This is a genomic window from Streptomyces sp. NPDC096176 (assembly GCF_044763255.1).
Classification (GTDB): Bacteria; Actinomycetota; Actinomycetes; order Streptomycetales; family Streptomycetaceae; genus Streptomyces.
In genome coordinates this window covers 111,564-132,628 of the sequence record NZ_JBIWFV010000013.1, presented here as the reverse complement: position 1 = coordinate 132,628, position 21,065 = coordinate 111,564, and the positions used below count along the sequence as shown (strand labels likewise).

At 70.8% G+C, this 21,065-nt stretch carries 15 protein-coding genes; 2 read left to right on the top strand and 13 right to left on the bottom strand.

Going from position 1 to position 21,065, the window contains the following annotated elements; all coding sequences use genetic code 11:
- Positions 1-24 precede the first annotated feature (24 nt).
- The 7 genes from ACIQ7Q_RS29605 to ACIQ7Q_RS29575 all read right to left on the bottom strand — a co-directional run bounded on the left by ACIQ7Q_RS29605 (position 25) and on the right by ACIQ7Q_RS29575 (position 11,683).
- On the bottom strand, positions 25-1,326 hold the full coding sequence (locus tag ACIQ7Q_RS29605; protein ID WP_403868626.1) for a M50 family metallopeptidase: 1,302 nt from the start codon (positions 1,324-1,326) through the stop codon (positions 25-27).
- Positions 1,323-2,573, bottom strand: coding sequence for a 1-deoxy-D-xylulose-5-phosphate reductoisomerase (dxr, locus tag ACIQ7Q_RS29600; RefSeq protein ID WP_403868624.1), 1,251 nt, complete (start codon positions 2,571-2,573; stop codon positions 1,323-1,325). The genes ACIQ7Q_RS29605 and dxr overlap by 4 nt, the downstream gene beginning before the upstream one ends.
- A gap of 118 nt (positions 2,574-2,691) precedes the next feature.
- Entirely contained in the window at positions 2,692-4,650 is a 1,959-nt protein-coding gene (locus ACIQ7Q_RS29595) for an acyl-CoA dehydrogenase family protein (protein ID WP_403868621.1), read from the bottom strand.
- Between the two features lie 179 nt (positions 4,651-4,829).
- On the bottom strand, positions 4,830-6,275 hold the full coding sequence (locus ACIQ7Q_RS29590; protein WP_403868618.1) for an aldehyde dehydrogenase family protein: 1,446 nt from the start codon (positions 6,273-6,275) through the stop codon (positions 4,830-4,832).
- A 131-nt stretch (positions 6,276-6,406) separates the two neighbouring features.
- Complete coding sequence (locus ACIQ7Q_RS29585) at positions 6,407-7,375, bottom strand: EamA family transporter (protein WP_403868615.1); 969 nt, start codon at positions 7,373-7,375, stop codon at positions 6,407-6,409.
- Between the two features lie 366 nt (positions 7,376-7,741).
- A complete protein-coding gene (locus ACIQ7Q_RS29580) occupies positions 7,742-9,319 on the bottom strand; it encodes a PucR family transcriptional regulator (RefSeq protein WP_403868612.1) in 1,578 nt (525 codons plus the stop codon).
- Positions 9,320-9,571: 252 nt separating this feature from the next.
- Positions 9,572-11,683, bottom strand: coding sequence for an ATP-binding protein (locus tag ACIQ7Q_RS29575; RefSeq protein ID WP_403868609.1), 2,112 nt, complete (start codon positions 11,681-11,683; stop codon positions 9,572-9,574).
- Positions 11,684-12,024: 341 nt separating this feature from the next.
- Here ACIQ7Q_RS29575 and gabT point away from each other — a divergent pair, with 341 nt between their 5' ends.
- A complete protein-coding gene (gene gabT / locus ACIQ7Q_RS29570; protein ID WP_403868607.1) occupies positions 12,025-13,359 on the top strand; it encodes a 4-aminobutyrate--2-oxoglutarate transaminase in 1,335 nt (444 codons plus the stop codon).
- Positions 13,360-13,716: 357 nt separating this feature from the next.
- On the top strand, positions 13,717-14,280 hold the full coding sequence (locus tag ACIQ7Q_RS29565) for a phosphatase PAP2 family protein (RefSeq protein ID WP_403868604.1): 564 nt from the start codon (positions 13,717-13,719) through the stop codon (positions 14,278-14,280).
- On the opposite strand, the gene ACIQ7Q_RS29560 is transcribed toward ACIQ7Q_RS29565, so the two are convergent.
- The 6 genes from ACIQ7Q_RS29560 to ACIQ7Q_RS29535 all read right to left on the bottom strand — a co-directional run bounded on the left by ACIQ7Q_RS29560 (position 14,231) and on the right by ACIQ7Q_RS29535 (position 21,053).
- Positions 14,231-16,033 (bottom strand): chitinase, encoded by a 1,803-nt coding sequence (locus tag ACIQ7Q_RS29560; RefSeq protein WP_403868601.1) that lies wholly within the window; start codon positions 16,031-16,033, stop codon positions 14,231-14,233. The two genes, ACIQ7Q_RS29565 and ACIQ7Q_RS29560, sit on opposite strands and share 50 nt — an antisense overlap.
- 105 nt (positions 16,034-16,138) lie before the next feature.
- Complete coding sequence (locus ACIQ7Q_RS29555) at positions 16,139-16,612, bottom strand: hypothetical protein (RefSeq protein ID WP_403868598.1); 474 nt, start codon at positions 16,610-16,612, stop codon at positions 16,139-16,141.
- 127 nt (positions 16,613-16,739) lie between these two features.
- Entirely contained in the window at positions 16,740-18,152 is a 1,413-nt protein-coding gene (locus ACIQ7Q_RS29550) for an NAD(P)/FAD-dependent oxidoreductase (RefSeq protein ID WP_403868595.1), read from the bottom strand.
- Positions 18,153-18,178: 26 nt separating this feature from the next.
- On the bottom strand, positions 18,179-18,976 hold the full coding sequence (locus ACIQ7Q_RS29545; protein WP_403868592.1) for an ABC transporter permease: 798 nt from the start codon (positions 18,974-18,976) through the stop codon (positions 18,179-18,181).
- Complete coding sequence (locus tag ACIQ7Q_RS29540) at positions 18,976-19,905, bottom strand: ABC transporter permease (protein ID WP_403868589.1); 930 nt, start codon at positions 19,903-19,905, stop codon at positions 18,976-18,978. The genes ACIQ7Q_RS29545 and ACIQ7Q_RS29540 overlap by 1 nt, the downstream gene beginning before the upstream one ends.
- Positions 19,902-21,053: an ABC transporter ATP-binding protein gene (locus ACIQ7Q_RS29535; protein WP_403868585.1), complete on the bottom strand. Its 1,152-nt coding sequence runs from the start codon at positions 21,051-21,053 to the stop codon at positions 19,902-19,904. Before ACIQ7Q_RS29535 ends, ACIQ7Q_RS29540 begins: the two co-directional genes overlap by 4 nt.
- Between the last annotated feature and the right edge of the window lie 12 nt (positions 21,054-21,065).

Sequence of the window (21,065 nt, the reverse complement as noted above, 5' to 3'; positions counted from 1 at the left end):
CGGCCGGGCCGCCACCCGCAGGGCTCAGCTGATCTTCACCGGGTTGACGATGTCGGCCACCAGCACGAGCAGCGTGAAGCAGATGAAGATCCCTGCCACCACGTAGGCGACCGGCATCAGCTTCGCCACGTCGAACGGGCCCGGGTCGGGACGCCGGAAGACCTTGGCGATGTTGCGCCGCACCGACTCCCACAGCGCTCCCGCGATGTGCCCTCCGTCCAGCGGCAGCAGCGGCAGCATGTTGAAGAGGAACAGGGAGAGGTTGAAGCCGGCGAGCAGCATCAGGAAGGTCGCGACGATGTTGGTCGTCGGTACGTCCAGATTGAGCACTTCGCCGCTGAGGCGCGCGGCGCCGACCACGCCGACCGGCGAGTCGTCCTTGCGCTCGCCGTCACTGAAGGCGGCGTTCCACAGGTCCGGAACCTTGGACGGCAGCGCGACGATGGACTCGGCGCCGTTCTCGATCATGCCGCCCATGCGGTCGACCGAATCGACGAACGACAGCGGAAGGATCTCGGTCTTCGCCGCGAAGCCCAGGTAGCCCGCCGGGACGAACTTCCCGGGGACGACCTCCCCGTCATCGTCCTTCTTCGCCACCGTGTTCTCGATGAGGGTGGCCTCGAGGGCTTTCTGGGCACCGTCGCGCTCGACGGTGATGGTGGCGGGGCCGATCGTCTCCCGGATACGGGTCGACAGGGTGGACCAGTCCTCGACGGGCTTGCCGTTGAACGCGACGATCTTGTCGCCCTCCCGCAGCCCGGCGGCGAACGCCGGCGACTCGGGGTCTCCCTTGGCGCAGGTGTCGCGGTTCTCACTCTGGGCGATGACGCACTTCTGGACGCCGGCGACCTCTGTGGTCTGGGTCGGGGAGCCGAACGTCATCATCACGCCGAGGAAGATCGCCACGGCGAGGACCAGGTTCATGAACGGTCCCGCGAACATCACGATGACGCGCTTCCACGGCTTGCGCGTGTAGAACAGCCGCGTCTCGTCGCCCGGCTTCAGCTCCTCGAAGGCCGCGGAGCGGGCGTCCTCGATCATCCCGCGCCACGGCGAGGTGGAACGGGCCTCGATACGGCCGTCCTCCCCCGGCGGGAACATCCCGATCATGCGGATGTAGCCGCCCATGGGGATCGCCTTGATGCCGTACTCGGTCTCGCCCTTGTGCCGCGACCAGAGCGTCGGACCGAAGCCGACCATGTACTGGGGCACACGGATGCCGAAGAGCTTGGCCGTGGAGAGGTGGCCGAGCTCGTGCCAGGCGATGGAGAAGAGCAGCCCGACGGCGAAGAGCGCGATGCCCAGAATGGTCAACAGAATCGTCATGCGCGAGCCTCCGCCGTTGCTTTCGCTGCCGTCTCACGGGCCCTGGCCCTGGCCCAGGTCTCCGCTTCGAGGACGTCCGCCACCGTCAGGGAAGTTCCCGACGCGGGGGTGCCGTGCTCGGCGACCACCTCGGTGACCGTATCCATGATGGCGTTGAACGGCAGCCTTCCGGTGAGGAATGCCTCCACGCACTCCTCGTTCGCGGCATTGAACACCGCCGGCGCCGTTCCGCCCAGCTCTCCCACGTGGCGGGCAAGACCCACCGACGGGAACGCCTCGTTGTCGAGCGGGAAGAACTCCCAGGTCGAGGCCGTCGACCAGTCGAAGGCGGGGGCCGCGTCCGGGACACGTTCCGGCCAGCCGATGCCGATGGCGATGGGGCCGCGCATGTCGGGCGGGGTGGCCTGGGCGAGCGTCGAGCCGTCGGTGAACTCCACCATGGAGTGAACGTACGACTGTGGGTGGACGACGACCTCGATGCGGTCGAAGGGGATGTCGTAGAGCAGATGCGCCTCGATGACCTCGAGCCCCTTGTTGACGAGCGTGGCGCTGTTGACCGTGATCACCGGGCCCATGGCCCAGGTCGGGTGCGCGAGGGCGTCCTCGCGGGTGACGTTCGCCAGCTCCGCCTTCGTGCGGCCGCGGAAGGGCCCGCCGGAGGCCGTCACGATCAGCTTGCGCACATCGGCGCGGGTGCCCGCGGCGAGCGCCTGGAAGAGCGCGGCGTGCTCGGAGTCCACGGGGATGATCTGCCCGGGCTTGGCGAGCGCCTTGACCAGCGGCCCGCCGACGATGAGCGACTCCTTGTTGGCCAGGGCGAGGGTGCGTCCGGCTTCCAGGGCGGCGAGCGTGGGGGCGAGACCGATCGATCCGGTGATGCCGTTCAGCACGGTGTGACAGGGGGAGCCGGCGAGCTCGGTGGCGGCGCCCGGGCCGGCCAGCACCTCCGGCAGAGGCTCGCCGCCGTACTGCTCGGCCAGTGCCTCGCGCAACGCGGGCACGGCGCCCTCGTCCGCTACCGCGACCGTGTCGACACGCAGCCGCCGCGCCTGCTCGGCGAGCAGACGGACCCGTCCGCCTGCGGCGGACAGCGCGGTGACGCGGAAACGGTCGGGGTTGCGCAGGACGAGGTCGATGGCCTGCGTGCCGATGGACCCGGTGGAGCCGAGGACGACGATGTCCCGGCGGCCTTCGGAGGCGTCGAAGACGAGATGCGGGTCTGCGAGGGGTGATGGGCTGTCGCTCATCCCCCCATTGTGGCGGCACTGCCTTTCGGCCCGGACAGGGAGCCCCGGTGACCGGACGGGTGCGGCGCACGGGAGCGGGGCACGTCCGGCGTGTGGACGTGCCCCGCTGCGGTTTCGTTCAGCGGATCGGGCGGTGGACGTTCTCCCGCTCGGTCGGGCCGGGCGTGGCGTCCGCGATCCACGGGCCTTCGCCGCTGGCGTCGACGATGCCGTCCTCCAGCCAGGTGTAGGTGCCGGACAGCACGCCGTTCACGACCTTGCGGTCGAGGTCGTCGGTGTTCGACCAGAGACGGGTGAACAGCTCCTCTACGCGGATGCGGGCCTGCCGGCAGAACGCGTCCGCGAGCTGGTATGCCTCACGGCCGTGGTCCTCGGAGGTGCGCAGCAGCTCCGCACGCACGCAGGCGGCGCTCATCGCGAAGAGTTCGGCGCCGATGTCGACGATCCGGCCGAGGAAACCCTGCTTGGTCTCCATCCGGCCCTGCCAGCGGGACATGGCGTAGAACGTCGACCGTGCCAGCTTGCGGCTGTTGCGTTCCACGTAACGCAAGTGCGTGGACAGGTCCCGGTGACCGGCGGGGTGGAACTCCGCGTACGTACGGGGAAGTTGGCCGGGTCCGGTGACGAGTTTGGGCAGCCAGCGGGCATAGAAGGCCGCAGCGTTGGCGCCCGCCTTCGCCTTGGCCGACATCGGCTTGTCGGGGTCGATGATGTCGCCGGCGACGGCGAGGTGCGCGTCGACCGCCTCGCGGGCGATGAGCAGGTGCATGATCTCGGTCGAGCCCTCGAAGATGCGGTTGATGCGCAGATCGCGCAGCAACTGCTCGGCGGGGACGGCCCGTTCGCCGCGCGCCGCCAGCGATTCCGCGGTCTCGAAGCCTCGGCCGCCGCGGATCTGGACCAGCTCGTCGGCCATCAAGCAGCCCATCTCCGAGCCGTACAGTTTGGCGAGGGCGGCCTCGATGCGGATGTCGTTGCGGTCCTCGTCGGCCATCTGGGAGGACAGGTCGACGACGGCCTCGAGCGCGAACGTGGTCGCGGCGATGAAGGAGATCTTGGCGCCGACGGCCTCGTGCCGGGCAACCGGCTTGCCCCACTGCTCACGTACCTCGGACCACTCGCGGGCGATCTTCAAGCACCACTTGCCGGCGCCGACGCACATCGCGGGCAGCGACAGCCTGCCGGTGTTGAGGGTGGTCAGCGCGATCTTCAGGCCCGCGCCCTCGGGGCCGATGCGGTTCTCTGCGGGGACCCGGACCCGGTGGAAGCGGGTGACGCCGTTCTCGAGGCCGCGCAGACCCATGAAGGCGTTGCGGTTCTCGACGGTGATGCCCTCGCTGTCCGCCTCGACGACGAAGGCGGTGATACCGCCCTTGTGCCCCTCCGACTTGGGGACGCGGGCCATGACGACGAGCAGGTCGGCGACGACGCCGTTGGTGGTCCACAGCTTCACGCCGTCAAGGACGTACGAGTCGCCGTCGGGGACGGCGGCCGTGGCGAGCCGGGCCGGGTCGGAGCCGACGTCCGGCTCCGTGAGGAGGAAGGCGGAGATGTCCGTGCGGGCCAACCTGGGCAGGAACCGCTGCTTCTGCTCGTCGGTGCCGAACTGCTTCAGTGGCTGCGGGACGCCGATCGACTGGTGCGCGGACAGCAGCGCGCCGATCGCCGGGCTCGCGGTGCCGACGAGCGCCAGCGCCTTGTTGTAGTACACCTGGGTGAGGCCGAGGCCGCCGTACTTGGGCTCGATCTTCATGCCGAGCGCGCCGAGCTCCCGCAGGCCGTTGATCACCTCGTCGGGGATCCGTGCCTCCCGCTCGATGAGCGCGCCGTCGATCTTCGTGTCGCAGAAGTGGCGCAGCTTCGAGAGGAACTCCTCTCCGCGCCGGGCCGCCTCACCGGTCGGCATCGGATGGGGGTGGATCAGGTCGAGACGGAAACGGCCCAGGAACAGCTCTTTGGCGAAACTGGGCTTCCGCCAAGCCTGTTCGCGCGCTGCCTCCGCGACCTGTCGTGCCTCGCGCTCGCTGATCTTCGGGGTGTGGGTCTGATGCAGGGGCTTGTCCGTTGGAGCGGACATGAGGCTCACCTCGCCGCGAATCGGGGGGGCCCGCCGGGGCATTTACCGGCCGGTGCTACCCGTTCGTACTACCCGATTCCCGGCACTCCCACCAGCCCGCGTACGGCAGTGGGAGCAACGACAGGACGGCCGGAGCCCCCGCACAGTGGGCTCCGGCCGTCGGTTCGTCGCGTACGGCGTTACAGCGCCAGTCCGGTGAGGACCAGCACCCGCTCGTACGTGTAGTCGTCCATCGCGAAGGCGACGCCCTCGCGGCCGACGCCGCTCTGCTTGGCGCCGCCGTACGGCATCTGGTCGGCGCGGTAGGACGGGACGTCGCCGACGATGACACCGCCGACCTCGAGAGCGCGGTGGGCACGGAACGCGGTCTGCACGTCGTGCGTGAACACACCCGCCTGCAGGCCGTACTTGGAGTCGTTGACCGCCGCGAACGCCTCGGCCTCGCCGTCGACCTTCGTCACGGTCAGCACCGGCCCGAAGACCTCCTCGCAGGCGAGGGTGGCATCGGCGGGCACGTCCGTGAGGACGGTGGGCGCGTAGCTCGCGCCGTCCCGCTTGCCACCGGCGAGCAGCTTCGCGCCGCCCTGCACGGCCTCGTCCACCCAGGACTCCACACGCTTGGCGGCGTCCTCACTGACGAGCGGGCCGACGTCGGTGGCGGAGTCGGACGGGTCGCCGGTGACCTGTGCCTCGACGGCCGCGACGATCTTCGGCAGCAGCCGGTCGTAGACGGTCGCGTCGGCGATCACGCGCTGCACGGAGATGCAGGACTGGCCGCCCTGGTAGTTGGAGAAGGTGGCGATCCGGGTCGCCGCCCAGTCCAGGTCCTGCTCGGACGCGAAGTCGGCGAGCACGACCGCCGCGCCGTTGCCGCCGAGCTCCAGGGTGCAGTGCTTGCGCGGGACCGAGTCCATGATCGCGTAGCCGACCTTGTCGGAGCCGGTGAAGGAGATGACCGGCAGGCGCTCGTCCTTGACGAGGGCGGGCATCTGGTCGTTCGGGACCGGGAGCACGGACCACGAGCCGGCCGGCAGATCGGTCTCGGCGAGCAGCTCGCCGAGGATCAGCCCGGACAGCGGGGTCGCCGGAGCGGGCTTGAGGATGATCGGCGCGCCGACGGCGATCGCCGGGGCGATCTTGTGGGCGCAGAGGTTGAGCGGGAAGTTGAACGGCGCGATGCCGAGCACGACGCCCTTGGGGAAGCGGCGGGTGAGAGCGAGGCGGCCCTGGCCGCCGGCGTCGGTGTCGAGACGCTGGGCCTCGCCGCCGTTGAAGCGGCGGGCCTCCTCCGCGGCGAACCGGAACACCGAGACCGCGCGGCCGACTTCGCCACGGGCCCACTTGACGGGCTTGCCGTTCTCCGCGGAGATCAGCTGCGCGATCTCCTCCGTCCGCTCCACGAGACGCTTCGACACGTGGTCGAGGGCGGCCGCGCGGACGTGCGCCGGGGTGGCGGAGAAGTCGTCGATCACGGCGTGGGCGGCGGCGACGGCCTCTTCGACCTGTGCCTCCGTCGGTACGGAGACCGTGCCGACGAGACGGCCGTCCCACGGGGAGGTGACGTCGAAGGCGGTCTCGCCGTTGGCCTGGCGGCCGGCGAGCCAGAAGGCGTGGGTGGAAGTCATGCGGGTTCCGGCCCTTCCGAAGTAGTGGGATTTGCGCTCGGTTGCTCTCCCCACACGGTAGGGCCGCAGGCCTCCGGGGTCGTTTGTCCGGCATGGAGTGGTCGCGCGCCTCGGCTGGCCGCTTTGGCGAGTCAACGGCGCCGCTCCGTGGACACGATCAGGCACACGCCCGCCACGACGACGGTGCCGCCCACCGCGATCGGCCAGGACAGCCGCTCGTCGAGCACCAGCGCGCCGAGCAGCACGGCGACGACGGGGTTGACATACGCGTAGGTGGCGACCAGCGAGAGCGGGGCGGTGTGCAGCAGCCAGGCGTACGCCGTGAACGCGAGCAGCGAGCCGAACACGACGAGGTAGGCCAGCGCGACCCAGGATCGGGTGGAGACGTCACCCGGATCGAAGTCGTGATGTTCGCCCCGGCCCAGCGCCACAAGCGCGCAGCCGATACCGGCCGCCACCATCTCGTACGCACTGGCGGCGAACGGGTTGGCCGGCATGGGGAGGCGCGACGACGAGAAGGAGCCGACCGACCACATCACGGTCGCGGCAATCACGGTGAGGACTCCCCCGATGCGCACGTCACCGCTGAGCCCGGGCAGGGTCAGCACGGCCAGGCCGGCGAGCCCGAGCGACACACCGGCGTAGGCCCCGAGTCCGGGACGCTCGCCGAAGGCCCTGCGCAGGACGACGACCCAGGCGGGGACCACGGCGATCAGCAGCGCGGCGAGACCGGAGGGGACGGAGGTCTCCGCGAGGACAACCAGGCCGTTTCCGCCGAGGAGCAGCAGCAGACCGACGGTCGCCGCGGAGGCGAGCTGCGGCTTCGTGACCTTGAGCGCCGAGGGGCCGTGCCGCCAGGCCACGAGCGCGCCGAGAATCAGACCGGCGACGACGAACCGGCCTGCCGCGGAGATGAACGGCGGCATCGTTTCGACGACGATGCGGATGCCGAGATAGGTGGAACCCCAGACGACATAAACGATGCCGAGGGCGGCCAAGACGGCCCCGGATATCCGGCGGCGGCCGGACGGGGAGGCATCGGAAGGGGCCGGGGAGGAACCTCGGACATCGGGTGCCGGCTCTGCGGCGGGGCTTGTCATGCGCAGGAGATTAGGGATTCGGGGGACTCGAAGCCAACAATCCTGCCCGCCTTCGGGCAGGATTCGACGATTCCCGCTGCGCTGGGCGCGCAACGGGGTGGACGCGGGTGGCTGACGCGGCGGTGCGGGCCCGCTGTCGCGGCTGGCGTGACTCGCTGCAGCGACTGCGGCGGCCAGCTAGCGCGACGGTGCGGCGGCCGCCGCCGTTTGCTGATGCCGCCGTTGCGTGCCGTGGCCCGCCGGCGCAGCAGGCCCGGCCGATGTCGCGCCGGTCACGGCTCGCCACCGGAGACGGGCGCGGCGGTGCGACTCGGTGTCGTGGCTGACGTGGCCGGCCGCCGCGAGTGCGGCCGCCGCCGTGGCTCGCTATCGCGACTGCTGCGGCTCGCCCGTCGCCTTCAGCGCCAGCCACAGCTCCATCCGCACGTCCGCGTCGTCCAGCGAGCGCCCCAGGATCTCCTCCACCCGGCGCATCCGGTAGCGCAACGTGTGCCGGTGCACGCCCAGGTCGGCGGCGGCCGCGTCCCACTGGCCGTGGCGCGAGAGCCAGGCGCGCAGCGACGCGACGAGGTCGCCGCGCCCTGTCGCGTCATGCTCATACAGCGCACGCAGCATGCCGTCCGCGAAGGCGCGCACCGCGTCGTCGGCGAGCAGCGGCAGGATCGACCCCGTCGCCAGCTCCTCGTGCTCGACCAGGGCGCGGCCCCGCCGCCGTGCCACGGAGAGCGCCTGTTCGCACTGCTTGTACGCCCCGGCGGCCGCAATCGGGCCGGTCGGCGCGGACAGTCCGACGTAGACCTGAGCTTCGTCCGCGTCCTTGGCCGCGTATGCGGCCGTGCACGCGGCGGCCACCGCGCCACCGTCCACGGCGAGCACCACGACCCGGTCCTCGGTGCCGTCGGGGACGGCGAGGACGGTCTCCCCGGCACGCGCGGCCGCCGACTCGAGGGCCTCGGTGAAGGCGCCGAGTGCGCTCGACGTGCCGTCTCCGTCCGGTTCCCCGGCGGGTTCGGCGATCAGGAGCCGGAACGGGGCGTCGAGCAGTCCGCCGTACAGATCGCCGGCAACCGCGCGGGCGTGGTCCGGCTGCCCGGACAGCAGCATCCGCAACACCGCTGCGCCCAGGCGCTGTTCGGCGGCCTGAAGCGAACGGGACCGCTCGGTGGACAGGGTGAGCAGGGCGACCGCGGAGTGCACGGCGTAGCGCTCGGACGTGCCCAGCGGGGCTCCCGTGCCGACGGCGAGGGCGCCGCGGACCCGGCGTCCGGTGCCCAGCGACTGGAGCTCGACCCGGTCGTCCTCGTCCGTGCCGCCGACCACGGCGCTCGCGGGCGCGGCGCGTTCGCGCAGCCGCTCGACGTCGGCGGTGAGCCGGGCCGCGCGGCGGGCGGCCCACTCGGGCGCCGCGGCGACGACCGCGCCGGAGGTGTCGTACAGGGCCGCCCACCCGTCGACGTACGCGGCGAGCCGTGCGACAACCGCGGGCGGTCCCTCGGCGAGCGCGGCCCGGGTGAGCTCGCGTTGGGCCTCGAATCCGGCGGTCACGGCCCGGTACTGGTCGGCCGCGATCGCGGCGGAGACTGCCTTGCTGATGGCGAGGAAGGGCGTGCGGCGCGGTACGGCGAGGAGCGGCAGCCCCTCCTCGCGTGCGGCCTCGACAAGGGCGTCCGGGATGTCCTCGTAGTACACGCCGACCGCGAAGCCGAGACCGACCACTCCCGCACCCACCAGCCGGCGCACATAGCGCCGCATGGCCTCGCGGTCCTCCGCGTCCAGGGTCATGGCGGTGACGAGCAGCAGCTCGCCGCCTTCCATGTACGGGACGGGATCGGCGAGTTCGCTGACGTGGGCCCACCGTACCGGCGTCTCCAGCCGGTCCTCCCCGGCGCGCACGGTGAGCTTGAGCGCCGAGTGCTGGACGAGCGAGGCGAGGGTGGGCGGCATGGGACCAGGGGCCCTTCGAGGCAGGGAACGGCGGTTCGGATTTCGCCGTCCCGTATGAACGGCATACGTCGATTCTGCCAGGGCGTAGCAGTCGGTGACGCCGCTCGGCCGACCGCGCACGTCTCAGTGGCACCGCTCGGCCCGTCGCGCACGCCTCAGTGGCACCGGTCGGCCGGTCGCGCATGCCTCAGTGGCACCGCTCGGCCCGTCGCGCACGCCTCAGGTGAACCCGCTCGGCCGGCCGTCCGCTTCTCAGGTCCGCAGATCCACCAGCAGTGGCGGCGCGTGCTCTCCCCTGACGGTCGTCAGGGACAGCACCGCGTGACCGGCCGGTACGGCGTGGGCAAGGTCGGACGCCGACCAGCGGGCCCGTTCGACCTCGCGCACCGTGATCGCCTCCGCGGTGGCCGCTCTGCCGGTGACCAGGCGGCGCATCATGTGCAGCGCCTTGGTGAAGGGCTCGTCGGAAATGATCTGCCGGTTGGTCACGTCACGGGTCTGGACCCACTCCGTGCCCCAGGTCTCCGCGAACCGGCCGCCGTCCCAGGGCGCGAGCCCGGAGAAGGCCATCCGGCAGCCGACCGCGCCGAGCAGCGGACCGCGCAGCGGCTCCGGCACGTCCTCGAGGGTGCGCAGCGCGAGGACGACCCCGGCGTGGGCGGAGCGCAGCCGCTGCAACGCGCGGACCGAGTCGGCGGTGACGGTGCAGGTCGCGTCGTCGAGGACCAGACAGGCGAAAAGGGAGCGGTCGGAGCGGGTGAGCGCGGCCTCCGTGAACTGGGCCAGCACCAACCGGGCGATGATCCGTGAGGCTTCGGCGTGGCCGCGCTCGGGAAGGTCGACACGGACGCGCAGGGGGTGCTCGATGGCGCGCAGCGAGAAGGGCCGCCCGCCGCCGTCGGTGCGGAAGAACTGCGCGAACGCGGGCCGGTCGAGGAAGGCGATCCGTTCGGCGAGCAGCACGCCGATGTCGTCGGCTCGGGCCGACTGCCGTTCCCGGGCGTCCAGTTCACGCAACTGGGAAGCCTCCCCGGCCTCCTCCAGGGCGGTGCGCAGCGCACTGGTCGCGGCGGGCGCGCCGCCGAGCAACTCGCGGAGCTCCGCGACGGCGGGGAAGTGTCCGTACACGCACTGGTAGGGCCCGATCAGCTGGGCCAGGGCGGTGGCGGCGCGCCGGCTGTCGCCGCCGGGCAGACCGGTGGCGAGGTCACCGACGAGGGCCTCCGCGAGCATCCGGGCGGCCTCGTCGGGGTCCTCCGCTCCGCCGTAGAGGTCCAGGTCGTGGGTGGAGTCGGCTCGGCCGACGGAGATCACCAGGTCGAAGTCGCCGTCGGGGGCGACAGCCGTGCCGTGGGCCGTGACGGCGACGACGGCGGCGCGGTTGGCGAGCGCCAGCAGGCACAGGGATTCGACGACGGGCCGCACGAGCCGCACGCTCTTGCCGGACCCGGAGGGGCCGACGGCGAGCAGCGACGTACCGAGCAGCGCGGGCTCCAGGGCCACGCCGGTGGTCCGGCGGGCGTAGGGGTTCCGGGCGTCGTCGACGACGGTACCGATCTTGACCTGGCCGGTCGCGAGGTCGTGTGTCGCCGTGCGCACCGGGAGGTCCCGCATGCCGGACGGGTGGGCGCAGGCCGCCGGACCGTGCCTGCGCACGGTGTCGGCGAAGGCGGAGAGCCGCTCGGGCCTCGCCTGAACGCCCTGCCAGGCGCGCCGGATCCTCGCGTAGTCCACGTCGCCCAGCGTTCCGGCGCGTGCGGACTCGGCGAGGTGTCCTGCGGCTTCGGTCAGCCCGGCGCCGCGCAGCTCGGGCCAGTCGGCGGGGTCCGCGTCGGGGGCGGGCGGGGCCGGGGGGACGGGCTTGTCCCCGCGGACGACGTAGCGCCGCCAGATCTCCGGCACGTTGCCGATGCGGGCGAAGAACACCAGCATGCCGCCGCCGATGATCGCGTAGTAGACGTAGCTTGCGTTCGCCCAGGCCGTCGCGTCGGCGCGCCAGGAGTCCGGGGTGAGGACCAGGAGGGGCCAGAGCCAGTAGCGGCCGAGGTAGCCGTTCCACAGCAGGGACCAGAGCAGCCACCCGGTCAGCAGGGCGATGAGGGCCCCTGAGAACAGCCGCCTCGCGGGAACGAGCTCAGGCTCCTCGTCGGGTCGCGGCAGGTGACCGAGCCGCCACACGCCGGGCTCCGCGGGCGGCCGGGGCGTCCGCAGCCACTCGAGCAGGGCGGGGCGGGTGGTGGGCGCGTGGCCGGGCAGGGCGGGTGTTCCGGGCGGCACGGGCGGTACCTCCGCCGGTGGTTCGGCGGGACGAGGCACGGGATTGGCGCGTGTGCCGCGTGCGTCGAATGTGCCTTCGGATTCCATGAACCGCTGCCCCCTGACCAGCCAGGCCCGCTCTGTGCACCGTCAATCTAGTGCGTAAGCCCTTGCGCGGCCGGCACTCCGGTCAACGCTTCGGGGCGTGGCCCCGTCCGTGACCCCGGTTCGGCCCGGTCGGGCCGACGCTCATGGGGTACCCGGGAAGGCGCTGCGGGCCGCGCACGAGGGCCGCGCAGCGAAGAGCCCCCGACGAGGAGGGCCTATGGCCGTCGCGGACAACGACACACCCCCCAACACTCCCGAACGGCGCATGCCCGCATCCCCGCCCCGCGCCTAGCCTGCGGAGAAAGACAACAAGCGTCCGGATACACCCCCAGGAGCCCCGCATGACCGCAATCCCGCAGGAGCGCCGCGTCGTCACCGCCATCCCCGGCCCGAAGTCGCAGGAGCTTCAGGCCCGCCGCACGGCCACGGTCGCCGGCGGTGTGGGGTCCGTACTGCCCGTCTTCACGGCCCGCGCGGGCGGCGGGATCATCGAGGACGTCGACGGCAACCGTCTGATCGACTTCGGCTCCGGCATCGCCGTGACCTCGGTGGGCGCCTCCGCCGAAGCTGTCGTACGCCGGGCGAGCGCCCAGCTGCAGGACTTCACCCACACCTGTTTCATGGTGACCCCGTACGAGGGTTACGTGGAGGTGTGCGAGGCCTTGGCGGAGCTGACGCCGGGCGACCACGCCAAGAAGTCCGCCCTGTTCAACTCGGGCGCCGAGGCCGTCGAGAACGCCGTCAAGATCGCCCGCGCGCACACCAAGCGCCAGGCTGTCGTGGTCTTCGACCACGGCTACCACGGCCGTACGAACCTGACGATGGCGCTGACCGCCAAGAACATGCCGTACAAGCACGGCTTCGGCCCGTTCGCGCCCGAGGTCTACCGCGTCCCGGTCGCCTACGGCTACCGCTGGCCGACCGGCCCGGAGAACTGCGGTCCCGAGGCCGCCGCCCAGGCCATCGACCAGATCACCAAGCAGATCGGCCCGGAGAACGTCGCCGCGATCATCATCGAGCCGGTCCTCGGCGAGGGCGGCTTCATCGAGCCGGCCAAGGGCTTCCTCCCGGCGATCGTGAAGTTCGCCAACGACAACGGCATCGTGTTCGTCGCCGACGAGATCCAGTCGGGCTTCTGCCGCACCGGCCAGTGGTTCGCCTGCGAGGACGAGGGCATCGTCCCCGACCTGATCACCACCGCCAAGGGCATCGCGGGCGGTCTGCCGCTGGCCGCCGTGACCGGGCGCGCCGAGATCATGGACGCCCCGCACGCCGGCGGCCTCGGCGGCACCTACGGCGGCAACCCGGTGGCCTGCGCCGGCGCGCTCGGTTCGATCGAGACGATGCGCGAGCAGGACCTCATCGGCAAGGCCAAGCGGATCGAGGAGGTCATGAAGGGCCGTCTCGCCGCGATGCAGGAGAAGTACGACGTCATCGGCGACATCCGCGGTCGCGGCGCGATGATCGCGATCGAGCTGGTGAAGGACCCGGCCACCAAGGAGCCCGACCCGGAGGCGACGGGCGCGCTCGCGAAGGCCTGTCACGCCGAGGGTCTGCTCGTCCTGACCTGCGGCACCTACGGCAACGTACTGCGCTTCCTGCCGCCGCTGGTGATCGGCGAAGACCTCCTGAACGAGGGTCTCGACATCCTCGAGCAGGCGTTCGCAGCGCTCTGACCGGCGGCGACGGACCCGCTCTGTGAAGAAGCTGTGGGGGGCCGATGGCGGGATGGAGATCCGGCTGTCGGTCCCCTTTCGCCTGACGTACGGTTCCTGCAGATGAGAGAAACACCCCGCTCGCAGGAGACTGCGGGCGACCCCAGGCCGGAGCCTCCCCAGCCTCGACCTGGCCGTGCCCTCGCGCACACCACTGGAGCTTCAGGCTCCGGAACTCCTCACCGATCGGATGGCCGCCCGCCCCACACCCCCCGGGGCGCGCGGCAAACCGGTCCGGCCGGCCGTCTCGGAACCACCCCCCCTGTTCCGAGGCGGCCGGCCTCTCGGCGTTCCGGCACCGGGGCGGCGCTGTGCGCCGTGCTCTTCGCCGTCGTCACCTGGCAGGTGGCCGCCGAAGGGCCGCTGCTGAGCGCGGACGTACGGCTGGGCCGCGCGCTGTTCGGCACCGGACCCACCGTCCTCACCGAACTGCTCGCCGACCTCGGCAGCACGACCGTCGCCCCCCTCGCCCTCCTCGCGGCGATCGCGTACGTCCTGCTGCGTGACCTGCGGCAGTGGCGGGCGGCACTGATCGCCGCGCTCGCGATGGCGGCCGTGCCCGCGCTGGTCGTACCGCTCAAGCTGTGGATCGCCCGCCCGGGCCCGCTGGAGCCGGACATCGGCTGGTACCCGTCGGGCCATATGGCGACCGCGACGGTCGCCTACTTCGGGGCCGCGCTGCTCGTCACGCCATATCTGCGCCGGAGATGGGCGATGCCCGTCGCCGCGGTCCTCACGGTAACGACGGGCGTCGGCCTGGTGCTGCGCGGCTATCACTGGCCGCTGGACGTGCTGGGCAGCCTGTGCCTGTTCGGGGCACTGCTGCCCTGGCTCAGCGCCATGTGTAGGCGTCGAAGTTCTTCGAGAACTCGTACTGGTTGAAGCGGTCCCAGTTGACCGACCAGGTCATCAGTCCGCGCAGGGCGGGCCAGGTGCCGTGGGTCGCGTAGCCGCCGCAGTCGGTCTTCCTCGTCAGGCAGTTCAGCGCCTTGTTCACCTCGGTGGGCGAGGTGTGGCCGTTGCCCGCCTGGGGGGAGGCCGGCAGGCCGATCGCGACCTGTTCCGGCCGCAGTGCCGGGAAGAACTTCGCCTGGTCACCGGCGACCGGGAAGCCGGTGAGCAGCATGTCGGTCATGGCGATGTGGAAGTCCGCGCCGCCCATCGAGTGGTACTGGTTGTCCAGGCCCATGATCGGGCCCGAGTTGTAGTCCTGGACGTGCAGCAGGGTGAGGTCGTCGCGCAGGGCGTGGATGACCGGCAGGTACGCGCCGGCGCGCGGGTCCTGGCCGCCCCAGGGCCCGGAGCCGTAGTACTGGTATCCGAGCTGCACGAAGAAGGTCTCGGGGGCCATGGTGAGTACGAAGTCCGAGCCGTACGTGGCCTTGAGGGTCTTGAGGGCGGAGATCAGGTTGACGATCACCGGCGAGGTCGGGTTGCGGAAGTCGGTGTCGCCGGTGTTCAGCGACAGGGAATGGCCCTCGAAGTCGATGTCGAGGCCGTCGAGGCCGTAGTCGTCGATGATCTTCGAGACGGAGGAGACGAAGGTGTCCCGCGCGGTCGTGGTGGAGAGCTGGACCTGGCCGTTGGCGCCGCCGATGGAGATCAGGACCTTCTTGCCCGCGGCCTGCTTGGCTTTGACGGCGGCCTTGAAGTCGGCCTCCGATTCGACGTTCGGGCACTCGGCGACGGGGCAGAGCTTGAAGCGGATGTCTCCGGAGGTGACGGAGGTCGGCTCGCCGAAGGCAAGGTTGATGACGTCCCAGGAGTCTGGCACGTCGGCCATGCGGGTGTAGCCGGAGCCGTTGGCGAAGCCGGCGTGCAGATAGCCGACGAGGGCGTGGGCGGGCAGGTCGCCGCCGTTGCCGCCGCCGCCCGATGCGGTCGTGGCGCTCAGGGTCGCGGACTTCGGCGACTCGCCCGCCTCGTTGGCCGCCGATACCTGGAAGGTGTACGCGGTGGAGGCGGTGAGGCCGGTCACGGTGGCCGAGGTGCCGTTGACGGTCGTGGCCCGGGAGCCGTCGCGGTACACGTGGTACGCGGTGGCGCCCGGCGAGGCGTTCCAGCTCAACGGGACGGAGGTCGAACCGGGGCTGCTCGCGCGCAGGTTGGTGGGTGCGGCCGGAACGGTGACCGGGTCACCGCCCGGACCGAACAGGGAGATGTCGTCGGCGAGGTAGGCGGGCGTGCCGTACCAGCCGTGGGTGTGGATCGTGACGGAGGTCGTCGAGGCGCCGGTGCGGAAGGACGTCGTCAGCTTCTGCCAGCTGGGAGCGGACCCGGTCCAGGTGGAGACGTCGGTGGTTCCGGTGCCGGACGCGCCGAGGTAGACGTAACTGCCCTGCACCCAGCCGCTGAGGGTGTAGTCGGAGTTCGGTTTCACGGTGACGGTCTGGCTGCACTTGGCGTTGTCACTGCCGGCCGGGGTGGCCTTGAGGGCGGATGTACCGCCGTGGGTGGGCGAGGAGACTGCGGCGCCGCTGCCGGCCGTGCAGCTCCAGCCGGTCAGTCCTGCCTCGAAGCCTCCGTTGCGCGTGAGTTCGGCGTCCGCCGCTTGTGCTGTCGGGGCGGTGGCGACGAGGCCGGTGACGGCGAGGACGGCTGCCGCAAAGGCAGCGGTAAATCTGGTGCGGTCCACAACAGCCTCCGGGCATGGGGGGTTTGAGTGCGGCGCCGCACAACATGGTCCAGACCAATCAGGTTGTCAAGACCTCTGGCGCCACGCCCCCACCCGCCTGCCTCGTCACTGCCACCGGCCACCTCTCCCGCAACCACCAGCGATACCGGCCGCTGCCTCGTGCATCGCGAGCTCCAGCAGCAAGGGGTCGGTGAGCGTCCCGGAACCGTCGGGCGTGACCAGCCAGCGCACACCGTCGGCCGTACGGCCCGGGTACGGGACGACGATCCACGTGCCCTGCCCGGCCGTGCGGACGCCGGCCCCCATCCATCGCCCGGCCGTGCCCGGCGGGACGAAGAAGCCCATGCGCGACTCGGCGGAGCCGACGAGGACCGGCCCGGGCCGGTCGACCAGCCGGGAAAGCACGTTCAGTGTGGGAGAGCCCAGTTCACCCGGCATGATCAGCACGTCCCAGCGCCTGCCGGCCGGCAGGAGAGCGATCCCGTACTGGTTCCGCTCCCACTCCCACCGGCAGGCGTCCGGGTCCGGCACCACTGCCACCAGCCACTCCAACGCGGTCCTGGCCCCCGAGCCGTTCATCGTCCGGCCTCCATTTCCGTGCGCAGAGACGGTGCTTGCACACGGAAGAGCGGACTGCGGCCGTTTCATGACGCGGCTTCGACCGGCCGCCGTAAGTGAACTACGTCACACGAACGGTGGCGACTGGTCAGCTGTCGAATCCGAGACCGAACCGGTCCATCGTCCTCAGCCACAGATTGCGCCGGCCGCCGTTGGCATCGGCCCTGGCCATCGACCACTTGGTCAGGCCGATTCCGGCCCATGCCGCCGGCTCCGGCGGGAACGGAAGCGGTTTGCTGCGCACCATCTTCAACTCGGTCCGTTCGGTCGGCTCACCGCCCAGCAGGTCCAGCATCACATCGGCGCCGAAGCGGGTGGCGCCGACGCCGAGGCCCGTGTAGCCGGCCGCGTAGGCGACCTTTCCGCCGTGCGCGGTCCCGAAGAAGGCGGAGAACCGCGAACAGGTGTCGATGGCCCCGCCCCAGGCGTGACTGAACCGGAGTCCCTCCAACTGCGGGAAGCAGTGGAAGAAGTGCCGGGCGAGCTTCAGATATGTCTGCGGCCGGTGGTCCATCTCGGCGCTCATCCTGCCGCCGAAGGGATAGATCGCGTCATAACCGCCCCACAGAATGCGGTTGTCGGCGGTGATGCGGAAGTAGTGGAACTGGTTGGCGCTGTCGCCGAGCCCCTGGCGCCGCTTCCAGCCCACGGAGGCGAGTTGCGCGGCGCTGAGCGGCTCGGTCATCAGGGCATAGTCGTAGACGGGCACGGTGTAGGCGCGCACCCGCTTCACCAGCGAGGGGAAGACGTTCGTGCCGAGCGCGACACGGTGGGCGAGGACCCGGCCGTAGGGGGTGCCCACGACGATGCCGGGTCCGGAGGCGGCGATCCGCAGCCCTGGTGTGTTCTCGTAGATACGGACGCCGAGTTCCTGGCAGGCCCGCTTGAGGCCCCAGGCCAGCTTCGCCGGGTGCAGCATCGCGACACCGCGCCGGTCCCACAGGCCGCCGAGGAACGTCGGCGAGTCGACCTCTGCGCGCACGGCGTCGGCGTCCAGGAGCTCAAGGCCGGTGAAGCCGAGGCGGGAGGCCTCGTCGTGCGTCTCGTGGAGTTCGGCGAGCTGGTGCGGCTCGGTGGCGACGTCGATCTCGCCGGTGCGCTCGAAGTCGCAGTCGATGCCGTAGCGCGCGACGGCGTCCTCGATGGCGTCGAGGTTGCGCGCGCCGAGCTCCTCGAGCTTCACCATCTCGTCGGGCCAGCGGGCGAGCCCGTTGCCGAGGCCGTGGGTGAGGGAGGCGGCGCAGAAGCCGCCGTTGCGGCCGGAGGCGGCCCAGCCGGTCTCACGCCCCTCGATCAGCACGACGTCCCGTGCGGGATCGCGTTCCTTGGCGAGCAGCGCGGTCCACAGTCCGCTGTAGCCTCCGCCGACGACGAGAAGGTCGCACCGCTCGTCGCCGGCGAGGGCCGGCAATGCGTCCGGCTTGCCTGGGTCTTCCAGCCAGAAAGGCGCGGGCCGGGCGTCGGAGAGTGATTTCGCAAAGGTCATGGCGGCTGGAGCCATGGTTTCCACTCCTTCTGGTGCTGCGACTACTGCGCGAGCGCGCGTTTCCTGCGACGGCCGCTGATGAACTGGGCACCCGCCACGATCAGAACGGCAACGGCGAACATGGCGGTGCCGATGACATTGATCTGGACGGGCGTGCCGCGCTGCGCCGAACCCCACACGAACATGGGGAAGGTGACGGTGTTGCCCGAGTTGAAGTTGGTGATGATGAAGTCGTCGAAGGACAGGGCGAAGGCCAGCATCGCCCCCGCCGCGATGCCGGGCGCGGCGATCGGCAGGGTGACACGCAGGAACGTCTGGACGGGCCCCGCGTAGAGGTCCCTCGCCGCCTCCTCGAGCTTCGGGTCCATCGACATCACCCGTGCCTTCACTGCCACGACGACGAAGCTGAGGCAGAACATGGTGTGTGCGATGAGGATGGTCCAGAAGCCCAGCTCGGCGCCCAGGTTGAGGAAGAGCGTGAGCAGCGAGGCGGCCATGACCACCTCGGGCATCGCCATCGGCAGGAAGATCAGCGAGTTGATGGTGCCGCGCGCCCGGAACCGGTAGCGGACCAGCGCGAAGGCGATCATCGCGCCGAGCACGGTGGCGCCGATCGTCGCCCACAGGGCGATCTGGAGGGACAGCACGAGAGAGCCGCACAGGTCGGCGACGCCGCACGGGTCCCGCCACGCGTCGGTGGAGAACTCCCGCCAGGAGTAGTTGAAGCGCCCGGCCGGCTTGTTGAAGGAGAACACCATCACGACGATGTTCGGCAGGAGCAGATAGGCGAGCGTGAGCAGGCCCGCGATGACCACGAGATTCCGCTTGATCAGGCGCATCAGACGAGATCCTCCGTTCCGGCCCGCCGGATGTAGACGGTGACCGTGATCAGCACGACCGCCATCAGGATGAACGACAGCGCGGCCGCCGTCGGGTAGTCGAGGACCCGCAGGAACTGCGACTGGATGACGTTGCCGATCATGCGGGTGTCCGTGGAGCCCAGCAGCTGGGCGTTGACGTAGTCGCCGCTCGCCGGGATGAACGTCAGCAGCGTCCCGGAGACGACGCCCGGCATGGACAGCGGGAGGGTCACCTTGCGGAAGGTGGTGGAGGGCTTGGCGTACAGATCGCCCGCCGCTTCGTGCAGCCGGGGGTCGATCCGCTCCAGCGAGGTGTAGAGCGGAAGGATCATGAACGGCAGGAAGTTGTACGTCAGGCCGGTGACGACGGCGAGCGGTGTGGCGAGCACACGGCTGCCCTCGGTCAGGCCGAGCCAGCTGGTGACGTCCAGGAAGCCGACGGTGTTGAGGACCTCCACCACCGGTCCGCCGTCCGCGAGGATCGTCTTCCAGGCCAGCGTCCGGATCAGGAAGCTGGTGAAGAACGGAGCGATGACCAGCACCAGCAGCACGTTGCGCCAGCGCCCCGCCTTGAACGCGATCAGATACGCGAGCGGGTAGCCGAGCAGCAGGCACAGGGCCGTGGCGGTGCCGGCGTACAGCAGCGACAGCAGGAACTGCGGGTAGTACTCGGTCAGGGCGTTCCAGTACGTCGCGAAGTGCCAGGTGACCTGGAAGCCCTCCTCCAGCGAGCCCGTCTGCACGGACGTCGACGCCTGGTAGACGAGCGGGAGCGCGAAGAAGACGACCAGCCACAGGATGCCGGGCAGCAGCAGCCAGTACGGCACCAGCCTGCGGCGCATCGAGGTCTTGTGGACGGGCGGTTGCACGGGTGCCGGGGAGGCGGGCGGCGCCTCGGTGACGGTCACGGCGTCTCCCCCACCGTCTCCACACCTGCGTCGATGGCCTGGTCGGCGTCGAGGCCGAAGGTGTGCTCCGGATTCCAATGCAGGACCACCTCGGCACCGGGGGCCAGGCCCGCGCGCTGCTCGACGTTCTGTGCGTAGACCTCCAGGCCCTTGCCCGCCGGGCTCTCCACGACGTACTGGGTGGACACGCCGATGAACGAGGAGTCAACGATCCTGCCGGTGACGGTGTTGCGGCCGGCGGGCACGGTGTCGGCGTCCGCGGCCGGGGTGAGGGAGATCTTCTCCGGGCGGATGCCGACGAGCAGCCTGCCGCCGGCGCGGGTCGCGTCCGGACAGCGCCCGGCGGGCAGCCGAAGCTTGCCACCGGCCGCGGTGACGACGACCTCGCCACCGGTGTTCTGGACGACGTCGGCCTCGATGAGGTTGGAGGTGCCGAGGAAGTTGGCGACGAACGTGGTCTGCGGGTTCTCGTACAGCTCGGCGGGGGCTCCGAGTTGCTCGACCCTGCCGCCGTTCATCACCGCGACCGTGTCGGCCATCGTCATGGCCTCCTCCTGGTCGTGCGTGACGTGCACGAAGGTGATGCCGACCTCGGTCTGGATCCGCTTGAGCTCCAGCTGCATCTGGCGGCGCAGCTTGAGGTCGAGGGCGCCGAGGGGCTCGTCGAGGAGCAGCACCCGCGGGTGGTTGATGAGGGCGCGGGCGACGGCGACGCGCTGCTGCTGGCCGCCGGAGAGCTGGTGGGGCTTGCGCTGCGCGAAGTCGCCGAGCTGGACGAGTTCCAGCATGTCGTCGACCTGCTTCTTGACCGACTTGACGCCGCGGCGGCGCAGTCCGAAGGCGACGTTCTCGTAGATGCTGAGGTGCGGGAAGAGCGCGTAGCTCTGGAAGACCGTGTTGACGGGGCGCTTGTGCGGAGGCAGGCCGGTGACGTCCTTGTCGCCGAGAAGCACGGTGCCGGTGGTGGGCTCCTCCAGTCCGGCGATCATCCGCAGCGTGGTGGTCTTACCGCAACCGGAGGCGCCGAGCAGGGCGAAGAACGAGCCTTCGGGGACGGTCAGGTCCAGCGGGTGCACGGCCGTGAAGGAACCGTACGTCTTGCTGATCCCGGAGAGGCGGACATCGCCGCCCGCTTGCTTTTCAGTCATGGGTCGCGGTCC